The 10,491-nt window shown below is 65.8% G+C and carries 9 protein-coding genes; 8 read left to right on the forward strand and 1 reads right to left on the reverse strand.

Annotation, left to right across the window (positions count from 1 at the left end; genetic code table 11):
- The first annotated feature begins 110 nt into the window (after positions 1-110).
- The 8 genes from NFC73_RS09385 to NFC73_RS09420 all read left to right on the forward strand — a co-directional run bounded on the left by NFC73_RS09385 (position 111) and on the right by NFC73_RS09420 (position 8,767).
- Positions 111-1,073 (forward strand): ABC transporter ATP-binding protein, encoded by a 963-nt coding sequence (locus NFC73_RS09385; protein ID WP_254749576.1) that lies wholly within the window; start codon positions 111-113, stop codon positions 1,071-1,073.
- A 14-nt stretch (positions 1,074-1,087) separates the two neighbouring features.
- Complete coding sequence (locus NFC73_RS09390) at positions 1,088-1,975, forward strand: ABC-2 transporter permease family protein (protein ID WP_254749578.1); 888 nt, start codon at positions 1,088-1,090, stop codon at positions 1,973-1,975.
- 20 nt (positions 1,976-1,995) lie between these two features.
- Entirely contained in the window at positions 1,996-3,363 is a 1,368-nt protein-coding gene (locus tag NFC73_RS09395; RefSeq protein WP_254749580.1) for a sensor histidine kinase, read from the forward strand.
- Positions 3,356-4,048: a response regulator gene (locus NFC73_RS09400; RefSeq protein ID WP_254749581.1), complete on the forward strand. Its 693-nt coding sequence runs from the start codon at positions 3,356-3,358 to the stop codon at positions 4,046-4,048. The genes NFC73_RS09395 and NFC73_RS09400 overlap by 8 nt, the downstream gene beginning before the upstream one ends.
- A 120-nt stretch (positions 4,049-4,168) precedes the next feature.
- Entirely contained in the window at positions 4,169-5,065 is an 897-nt protein-coding gene (locus NFC73_RS09405) for an intradiol ring-cleavage dioxygenase (protein WP_254749582.1), read from the forward strand.
- Positions 5,066-5,075: 10 nt separating this feature from the next.
- Positions 5,076-6,416, forward strand: coding sequence for a M18 family aminopeptidase (locus tag NFC73_RS09410; RefSeq protein ID WP_254749584.1), 1,341 nt, complete (start codon positions 5,076-5,078; stop codon positions 6,414-6,416).
- Between the two features lie 535 nt (positions 6,417-6,951).
- On the forward strand, positions 6,952-7,767 hold the full coding sequence (locus tag NFC73_RS09415) for a glycosyltransferase family 2 protein (protein WP_254749586.1): 816 nt from the start codon (positions 6,952-6,954) through the stop codon (positions 7,765-7,767).
- A gap of 1 nt (position 7,768) precedes the next feature.
- Complete coding sequence (locus NFC73_RS09420) at positions 7,769-8,767, forward strand: glycosyltransferase family 2 protein (protein ID WP_254749588.1); 999 nt, start codon at positions 7,769-7,771, stop codon at positions 8,765-8,767.
- A 100-nt stretch (positions 8,768-8,867) separates the two neighbouring features.
- Here NFC73_RS09420 and NFC73_RS09425 read toward each other — a convergent pair whose 3' ends face one another.
- Positions 8,868-10,190, reverse strand: coding sequence for an ISL3 family transposase (locus NFC73_RS09425; protein WP_443703142.1), 1,323 nt, complete (start codon positions 10,188-10,190; stop codon positions 8,868-8,870).
- Positions 10,191-10,491 lie beyond the last annotated feature (301 nt).

The raw sequence follows: 10,491 nt of genomic DNA on the forward strand, positions 1-10,491 counted from the left end.
ATCCCTGAGACAGGCGAAATCCCCCCGAGGCGTCGGTAGCGTGGAGCGTACACACGAAAGCTTCCCCACACCCCGCAGCCACCAGGCTGCTGTTTCTAAGGAACATTTCCATGATTGAGGCAACAGGCCTGTCAAAGGTCTACGGCAGCAAAACGGCGGTTGACGGCGTCAGCTTCACCGTTAAAGCAGGGCAGGTCACGGGCTTCCTGGGCCCGAACGGTGCCGGCAAATCCACCACCATGCGCATGATCATGGGACTGGACCGGCCGACGTCGGGCACGGTCACCGTCAACGGCCTGCACTACGCCGACCACAAGGCCCCCCTGCACCAGGTGGGTGCGCTGCTGGACGCCAAAGCCGTCCACACCAGCCGCAGCGCCTACAACCACCTGCGGGCCATGGCGGCGACGCACAACATTCCCACGTCCCGCGTGCATGAAGTCATCGAGATGACCGGCCTGGAGGCAGTGGCCAGGAAGAAGGCAGGCGGCTTCTCGCTGGGCATGGGGCAGCGCCTGGGCATTGCCAACGCGCTCCTTGGCGACCCGCAGACCCTGATCCTGGACGAGCCGGTCAACGGCCTCGATCCGGAAGGTGTGTTGTGGGTCCGCAACCTGGTCCGCTACCTCGCCGGGCAGGGCAAGACCGTCTTCCTGTCCTCACACCTCATGAGCGAAATGGCCCAGACGGCAGACCATCTGATCGTGATCGGCCGCGGCAAGATCATTGCGGACGCCCCCGTGCAGGACATCATTGCCGGCACCCGTCAGGTCAAGACCCTGGTCCGCACGTCCGCAGCCACCCAGCTGTCCGCGCTGCTGTCCGGCCATGGCGTGACCGTGGACCAGGGCCAGCCCGAAACCCTGGAAGTGACAGGCCTGGACGCACGCCACATTGCCCAGGTGGCACTGGACAACCGGGTGCTCGTCTACGAACTCACCCCGCAGCAATCGTCTCTGGAAGACGCCTACTTCGACCTCACCAAGGACGAAGTGGAATACCACTCACACCTGACCGGCGGACCGGCCGGCGAGTTCGCCCCGGAAACCGCCCCGGCAACGGCAGGAAAGTAAGGACGATGACCACCATGACTGATACCCAAACTTCCCTGGTCCGTTCCACCGCTGGTACCAAGGGCGTGACGTTCGCCGGTGTGCTGCGGTCCGAATGGATCAAGCTGTTCTCCCTGATGTCCACCCGCATCCTGCTGCTCCTGACCCTGGTGGCGATCATCGGCGTCGGGGCCCTCGCCGTCCTGATCCGGTTTTCCTTCCTGGACGAAATGGCCCGGCAGGCCCGGGACCAGGGCCAGACGCTGACGCCGGAAATGATGTCCCAGACGTTCCCGCCGGGATCAGGCTTTGACCTGTACAACCTGCCCAATGCAGGCCTGCAGATCGGCATCCTGGTGCTGGGCTCGCTGGCTGTCCTGTTCATCTCCTCCGAGTACGCCACGGGTATGATCCGTTCCACCATGAACGCCGTCCCGCGCCGCACACCGGCCTTTGTGGCCAAGGCGATCCTGCTCGCCGTGATCTCCTACGTCATCACCACCATCGCCGCCGTGGCCACGTTCCTGATCGCCATGCCGGTCTTCCAGGGACTGGGCCTGGACCTGGACTGGTCCACGGAGGGCGTGCTGTACAGCGTCTTCACGGGCGGCCTCTACGTTGCCGGGGTGGCCCTGATCGGCCTGTCACTTGGTGCGCTGCTGCGCAACTCCGCGGGCGGCATCACGGTCCTGGTGGGCCTGTTCTTTGTCCTGTCCATCGCGGCCAGCTTCATGACGTTCATCCCCGGTGACTTCTGGAAGTACGTGCCCCAGTACCTCCCCAGCGACGCCGGCGGACGGTTCCTGTCCATTGGCCACACCGACGGGGTCATCGATCCCTGGCAGGGTGGCCTGATATTCCTGGGCTACGTCCTGCTGTTCCTGGTACCGGCCATGATCGTGCTCAAGAAACGCGACGTTTAGGCGGACACTAGGCTCAGAGCATGAATGAAGCGGCACTCGTGAGGGACGCGCCGGCCAGCCAGGCCGACGCGTCCCTTGCCGAGATCACGGCCAAGCGCCGCGGCCTGCTCCGGCGTTACCTTTACCAGCATCCCCGGGTGATGGACGGTGTGGTGGTGTTCAGCTACGCGCTTCTGGTGGCGCCGACCGTGGTGGACGCGATCATGTCCGGCGCCTGGCTGGCGGCGGCGCTCCTCCTTGTGGTCGCCGGGGCCCTGTTCTTCCGGCGCTCCCACCCTGTGGCGTTGGCTGCCTTCGTGGCGGTGATGGAAGTGGCAGTCACGCTGCTGCACCCGTGGGGCTCCAATGTCTCGGCGGGCTTGTGGTTCTCGCTGTACGCCGTGGCCGTGGTGCACACGCGCCGGTTCGCGCTGGTGGCCATGGCCGCCGCCACAGCGCCGCTGGCCCTGCTGTACCTGCTGGCCGCCGTTGGTCCCATGGAGAATTCCTTCGTCCATGATGCCGGTGGCAATCCCGGCGCCTTCCACCTCCTGACCAGCATCGCCACCGGCGCCACCATCGCCCTGTCCAACGTCATCGCCACCGGGATCGGCATCTCGGTGCGGCAGCGCCGGGAACATGAGCAGGAGATCGCCGCGTGGGCGGCGCGGACGGCCAGCCTGGCGTCCGTTAACGAACGCAACCGGATCGCCCGCGAAATGCACGACGTCGTGGCTCACTCACTGACGGTGATGGTCAGCCTCTCCGATGGCGCCGCCATTGTGGTCCGGAAAAGCCCCGACCGCGCCGCGGAAGTGCTGGGTGAGCTGTCGCGGACCGGCCGGACGGCGCTGGCGGACATGCGGCGTGTCCTGGGTGTACTCCGGGACGACGCCGGCGGGACGGCGCCGCGTCAGCCGCTCGCTTCGGGCGACAGCCTGGCGACGCTCCTGGAAGGCTTCCGCACCGCGGGCTTGCCGCTGCACTACTCACACACCGGTCCGGCGCTGCCGGACGACGCGGCCTTCCAGCTGACGGTCTACAGGATTGTGCAGGAGTCACTGACCAATGTGCTCCGCTACGGCCGGTCGCTGGGACGCGTGGATGTGGGCATCGTCCGGGCCGGCCCCACGGTCACTATTGAAGTGCTCGACGACGGCGCGGGAGTCCCGGGTCCAGGCACGTCCGACGGCGGCGGGCCAGGTCCAGGGCTCCCTGGCTCCGGCGTCGGCCCCGGTTCCGGCCAGGGGCTGGCGGGGATGGCCGAACGGGCGCGCATCTACGCAGGCACCGTGGTGGCCGGGCGGCGCGGCCGCGGCTGGCGCGTGTGTGCCGTCCTGAACTGGCCGGCCGACGAGCCAGTGGAACCCCACAACCGTCCATCCCAACTGCAAGGCACCCGTGACTGAAACCCAACCCATAACCGTCCTGCTGGTTGATGACCAGCCCCTGCTGAGGATGGGGTTCCGCCTCATCCTCGAGGGCGAGGAAGACCTGCATATCGTGGGCGAGGCCTCTGACGGTGCCGAGGCGGTCCGGCTGGTCCGCGACCTCAAACCCGACGTGGTGCTGATGGACGTCAGGATGCCCGTGCTGGACGGTATCGAGGCAACCCGCGCCATCACAGCCTCCCGATCGTGCGCCCGGATCATCATCCTCACCACCTTCGATGTGGACGAATACGCCTTCGCCGGACTCCAGGCCGGCGCGTCCGCCTTCCTCCTCAAGGACGTGGCGCCGTCGGAGCTGGTCAGCGCGGTCCGGGTGGTGGCCAGCGGGGATGCCGTCGTGGCACCGAGGGTCACGCAGCGGCTGTTGGAGACCTATGTCCGCGGTGCAGCGGTGCCGGCCCCCTCCGCCGCGCCGCGGGATGCCCTGCTCGAAGACCTCACACCGCGCGAAACAGAAATGCTCGGGGCCATGGCGGAGGGCCTGTCCAACGCCGAGATCGCGCACCGGTATTTCCTCTCCGAAGCAACGGTGAAGACCCACGTCCGCCGCATCCTGACCAAGCTTCACCTGCGCGACCGGGTCCAGGCAGTGGTTTACGCCTACGAGACAGGCCTGGTAGTCCCCAGCAATCCGGACTACTGACGCTGGCGAGGACGACTGACGCTGGCGCGGACGACTGACGCTGGCGCGGACGACTGACGGCACAGGTTCCGCACAGGAAGGGCCTATGCAGGGGACAGGCGGGGCGCGTTGGATGGAGCCATGAGCAACCACCTTCCCCACCCCAACCACGACCGCGGCCTTGAATTTGATCTTTCCACCATGATCAGCCGCCGTTCCCTCGGAATGTTCTTCGGCGCCGGCGGTGCGGCCGCGGCCTTGGCAGCGTGCACGCCCGGCGGGTCAGGCACCACAGCCGGCACGTCGACGTCGGCCGCCCCGGAGAGTGCCTCATCCTCCGCAAGTGCCGCCACCACGACGGCGGCGACTCCCACCGCCAGCCCCACGCTCACCCGGGCGATCGCGGAGTGCGGCGTGGAGATCCCGCAGGAAACGGCGGGGCCCTACCCGGGTGACGGCTCCAACGGCCCCAACGTCCTGGCAGCCTCCGGCGTGGTCCGGCAGGACATCACCTCCAGCTTCGGGACCGGGTCCGCCAAGGCTGAAGGCGTGCCGCTGACATTCACCCTGACCCTGCTGGACAACGCCAATGGCTGTGTACCCCTGGCGGGCGCGGCCGTTTACGCCTGGCACTGCGACCGGGACGGCAGGTACTCCATGTACGATTCCGGACTGGCAAACGAAAACTACCTCCGCGGCGTCCAGGAGGCCGACTCCAACGGCCAGGTCACCTTCACGTCCATCTTCCCCGGAGCCTATTCCGGGCGCTGGCCGCACATCCACTTCGAGGTGTTCGAGTCCATGAGCAACGCCACGGCGGCGGGGCAGGTTCTGGCGGTCTCGCAGATCGCGCTGACCGACGCTGCCTGCAAGGAGGTCTACGCAACGGCTGGCTATGAATCCAGTGCACGGAACTTTCCCCGGACCACCCTGCAGTCAGACAACGTCTTCGGGGACGACGGCGGCATCTACCAGCTGGCCACCATGACCGGATCGGCTTCGGCCGGCTACACCGCGGGGCTCAACGTGACCATCTAGACTCGGAACCATGCCTTCACGCTCCAGTGCCGCCGCGTCCAATGCCGTTGACCACATCCAGGACCTGGGCGCGTACGTCATCGCATCGCCGTCGAGCTTCCACGCCGTCCACGAGGCCGCCCGGCGGCTGGACGCCGCAGGGTTCACGGGCCTGGACGAGCGTGAGCCCTGGGGCGGCGGGGCCGGGTCGTTCTACATGGTCCGCGACGGCGCGCTGATCGCCTGGGTGGTCCCGGAAAATGCCGGACCCACCACCGGGTTCAACATCCTTGGCGCGCACACGGACTCCCCATCCTTCAAGCTCAAGCCCAAGCCCACCGCGGGAGCGTTCGGCTGGCTGCAGGCCGGGGTGGAGGTCTACGGCGGGCCACTGCTCAACTCCTGGTTGGACCGCGAACTTCAGCTGGCGGGCCGCCTGGTCATGCTGGACGGCACCGAACACCTCACCGCTACCGGGCCCATGCTCCGCTTCCCGCAGCTGGCCATCCACCTTGACCGTGCCGTCAACGACGGCCTGACCCTGGACAAGCAGCGGCACATGAACCCCGTGTGGGGCCTCGGTAGCCCTTCCGATGTCGACCTGCTGGCGGTTTTGGCATCGCATGTGCCCGGTGCGTCCGTTGATCCGGCCAGGATCGGAGGGTACGACGTCGTCATTGCAGACACGCAGGCACCTGCGGTTTTCGGTGCCAACAGTGAGTTCTTCGCCTCCGGGCGGCTGGACAACCTTTCCGCGACGCACGCAGGGCTGGCGGCACTGATCGCGCATTCTTCTGCTGCGTCCGGCGGCGCGGCAGGTAGGCCGATCGCCGGCGCCCCTATCGCCGTCCTTGCGGCGTTCGATCACGAGGAAATCGGTTCCAACTCCCGTTCCGGCGCGTCCGGGCCCGTCCTCGAGGACGTCCTCGTGCGGATCTCCGACGGGCTGGGCGCAACGGTGAGCCAGCGGCGGCAGGCGCTGGCGGCGTCGTTCTGTGTTTCCGCGGACGCCGGCCACGCCGTCCACCCCAACTACCCGGAGCGGCACGATCCGGCCAACCACCCGGTCCTGAACAGCGGCCCGCTGCTGAAGATCAACGCCAACCAGCGGTACGCGACCGATGCCATCGGCGCGGCTTTCTGGGCGAGGCTGTGCGGGGAGGCGGAGGTGCCGTACCAAGAATTTGTGTCCAACAACGTGATGCCCTGCGGCTCCACCATCGGCCCCCTGACCGCCACGCGCCTGGGGATCCGGACTGTCGACGTCGGCGTGCCCCTGCTGTCAATGCATTCAGCCCGCGAGCTCTGCGGCGTGGATGACCCGCACCGGCTGGCAACGGCCACGGAGCTTTTCTTCCGGACGGCGGTGTAGGCGTGGCCTGAACGCGGTCAGCCAACTTCGGCTATCTGGCCGGAAGGGGCCTCCCAGCGTTCGGTCCGCCCGGTGATGGTTTCGGCGGTGCTTTATGGAAGGCGAGACACCCGACGCTACGGGCCATTTTCAACGGGGCTCCCGGGCACTTGGAAATCATCAACGTGAAGTCCCCTAGGCGCGCTAGCCCAGATACAGCGGTCAAATCCCTAAGATATATGGGCGGAATGAGAACCCTATACCTAATATTTTGACCGGCGGCTAACCCCTGTACTTGGGTAGGGAACGTATATCCGGCGCTCAAAAGTGAGTACCTGCCACTGGTGACAGGCTCCTCAGGCCAGCCATAGGCTCATTTTCACGGCCAGAGTCGAAGGCTAAATGAGAGCTGGGGCCAGAGACCAGACCCATGACCGGATAAAGCGATAAATCTGCGCCCGACTTCTGAGTCGAGTGCGGAGTTGACGAAATCCGCAAGCGTCATGAAGTGGTGAGGTATTTGTCTATTTCAACCCAGCTCCCGATAACATTCCCTATGCTGGCCTTCGAAGCTCCGAGGGCGTCAGTCAGTGTCGTCATCCCCACCCTGAACGAGGCGAGGAATATCCCGTGGGTGCTTCGCCGGATTCCCTCGTATGTGGACGAGGTTGTCATCGTGGACGGCCGGTCCACGGACAACACGGTGGGAGTAGCCCGCGCTATCCGTGACAACCTTGTCATCGTCGATGAGCAGCGCAAGGGTAAGGGCGTGGCCCTTCGTTCGGGTTTTGCCGCAGCCTCAGGGGACATCATTGTCATGCTGGATGCGGATGGCAGCATGGATCCCCAGGAGATCGGCTGGTTCGTTGCCCCGCTTCAGCACGATTTCGACTTTGTTAAGGGTTCGCGCCATGTCACGGGCGGAGGATCCGAAGACCTGACCCGGCTGAGGAAGGCCGGCAACCGCGCTCTGACCGGATTGGCCAATGCGGTCCTGCACAGCAATTACTCTGACCTTTGCTATGGATATATTGCGTTTCGGAGGGAATGCCTGGAGATCCTTCAGCTGGAATCGGACGGCTTTGAAATTGAGACCGAGCTGATTGTCCGGGCGGCAAAGGCCGGTCTGCGCATTGCCGAAGTCCCCAGCCTGGAGCTGGACAGGATCTCCGGCGCGTCGAACCTGCAGACGTTCCGTGACGGCTGGCGGGTACTGGGAACGCTGGCGCGCGAATGCACCATGTGGGAGGCGCCCACCGCGGGCGCCAGACCTGAAGCCCTCCGCCGGGTGAAATATACCTACGCAAATATCAGCGTCCCGCGGACGCCCATGGATCCCCAAACAGTCCTCTCTGCGGCTCGGGGAGCGTAACATGCTGGATCGTGGTGCAAGGCCGAGCGTAACGATCGTCATTTGTGCTTATACCGAAAGGCGTTGGGACCGGTTGCTGGACGTCATAGAGTCCGTCCGGGCCCAATCAGTTGCACCCCAGGAGGTACTGGTGGTGATTGACCATAACGCGGACCTCTACGAGCGGCTCACCGAAATCGTAGATGACGTGACGGTGGTGGAGAGCAGCGGTCCACGCGGGTTGTCCGGAGCACGGAACACCGGCGTCGGACTGGCCGACTCGGACATTGTTGCCTTCCTCGACGACGACGCCGAGGCAGCCCCGGACTGGCTTCAACGGCTGCTCGCCCTTTATGACGATCCTGATGTCCTGGCCGTCGGCGGCCGCGTGGAACCGGTGTGGGAAACAGGCCGTCCGGGCTACTTCGGTGAAGAGCTCGACTGGATCGTAGGATGCAGCCACCGCGGAATGCCCAAGGTGGCCTCCGAGGTCCGGAACGTCATCGGCGCAAACATGTCCTTCAGGCGCGAAGTCCTCCGGCAGGTAGGCGGCTTCAACCTTTCGCTGGGCCGCCAGGGCACCTTGCCCCTTGGCTGTGAGGAGACCGAGATCTGCATCCGTTCGAAGATGGGCTCACCCGGATCGCGGATCGTCTACGAACCTGCGGCTTTGGTCCGCCACCATGTGCCGGCGGACAGGGGGACATTGCGCTACATGCTGTCGCGTTCCTGGTCCGAAGGCATCTCCAAAGCCCAGGTCAGCCGCGTGGTAGGCCAAAAACGGGCTCTCGGCCCTGAGCGGCGCTACGTGCGCAGCGTACTGCCCCGGGCCGTTTTTGCGGGAGTGCGCGATTGGGGCCGGGGCGACAACCCGCAGGGGCTGGGCCGGGCGGGAGCCGTCATCGCAGTCCTGGCCTGGACGGCCGCCGGGTACGTACGCGGACGCCGGATAGCGCACGTGGAGGGCCGCCCGCTGTCCGGGACCGTCATTGCACGCGCACCGTGGAGCGAGGTCCAGTGAGCGCACACTCCATCTGACCTGTGACGGGCGCGTCGCTAAACATGGCAGGGACCCCATCCCTAAGGATGGGGTCCCTGCCATGTTTTGTGGCCCTTCGCATTTAGGCATGGTTGGTTTGTTTTGCCCGGTAGGGACGGTGGCCGCCGGCGGCGAGTAGGCATCTGATTCTGTAGTTGGGGAAGTTGCGGAAGCCTCGCGCTATTCTGCGGGTGGTCTCGATGACGCCATTGATCGCCTCGGTGGGGCCGTTGGAGGCGCCGAGGGTGTCGAAGTAGGCCAAGATCGCGGCTTTCCATTGTTTGAGTGTCCGGCCGAGGCGGGCGACTTCCGGGATGGGGCAGGTCGGGAACGACGCGATGACCTCGGTGACGAGTTCACGGCCGCGTTCCGGCCTTGCGTGGTAGATGTTGCGGAGCTTCTGGTAGCACTGCCAGGCCAGCGTGACTTCGTGGTCCGGGTCCCCGATGGTGAGTTTCGCATCGAGGCGTGCGGCCTGTTTCTCGCTGAGGTGTTCTGCGCCGATCTGCAGGGTCCTGCGGATCCCGTAGAGCGGATCGCCCTTGCGGCCGCGGTGTCCCAGGGTGTCCTGCTGGACCCGGCGGCGGACCTCATCGACCATGGCCGAACCCAGTTTCACGACGTGGAAGGCATCCAGGACGGTGATGGCTTCGGGCAGTTCGTCACGGATCGCGTTCGCGTAGCCGCGGAACGGATCCAGCGCAGCGGTCTTGATCCCGGCGGTGAACCCGGCGCCGCGGTCTTTGAGCCAGTCCGCGTAGGCCTTCCCGGACCGTCCCGGAACCAGGTCAAGCAGCCGGGCGTGAACGATGCCGTCCGCGTCGCGGGTGTGATCCACGATCCCGGTGACCATCCCGGTGCCGGGCGGACCAGTGTGGGCCCAGACATGTTCGTCGACGCCGAGCGCATTCACCCCCTTCAGCCGGCCTGTGTCAGCGATCCGCCGCGCGGCCTCGGCCCGGATCCCGTGCCACACGGTGTGCCAGGAGACGCCGAGCTGGTGGGCCAGTGCCGATACCGAGGAGTCGAAATGCTGCAGCGCGTCGGTTGCCCAGTTCACGGCACGGTCGGTAAGTTTCGCCCGGGGCCCGGCCAGCGGGTGCTCCTCGGTGAACGTCGTCCTCGGGCAGTCCGGATCCGGGCAGCGCCAGACACGCTTGGCCCACAGCAGCCGCACCGGCCTGCCGAAACAGGGAATGTCATGGAGCCGAACCTGCCGGCGCCCGTGCCCGACCGCAACGACGCCGCAGTCGGGGCAGCCGGTGACGTCCTCCCCGGTCTCGACGCTCAGAATCAATCCGCCTGGGGTTGCGGTGACGGAGCTGACGTGTACGCCTTCGACACCGAGCAGCGCATCCGCGCGCGTGCACCAGCGGCCATCAGAACAAGACATAGAGTTATTCATGTCAGGGTCTCTTTTGGTATTGGTTTGCTTGGTCGCTACCAATTCAAAGAGGCCCTGACCTCTTTTCCGCTGCACCACGCCGCACCGGAAACTGCCCCACCCCGCGGCGACAGTCTCAGACCGCCCTAACCACGCTCATCTGCGAAGGGCCTGTTTTGTCCTCTTCCTGCCTGACCTAGCTCAGGGTGAGGATGAGTTTGGGTGCGAGCGTGCTGCCGGCCTCCTTGGAGTTGAGGTCCAGGCCGTCGCCGCTGGTGGTGTCCATTCCCAGGGAGAGCTGTTGGCCGAGTTCACCGGTCAG

The sequence above is a fragment of the Pseudarthrobacter humi genome (assembly GCF_024294965.1).
Classification (GTDB): Bacteria; Actinomycetota; Actinomycetes; order Actinomycetales; family Micrococcaceae; genus Arthrobacter; species Arthrobacter humi.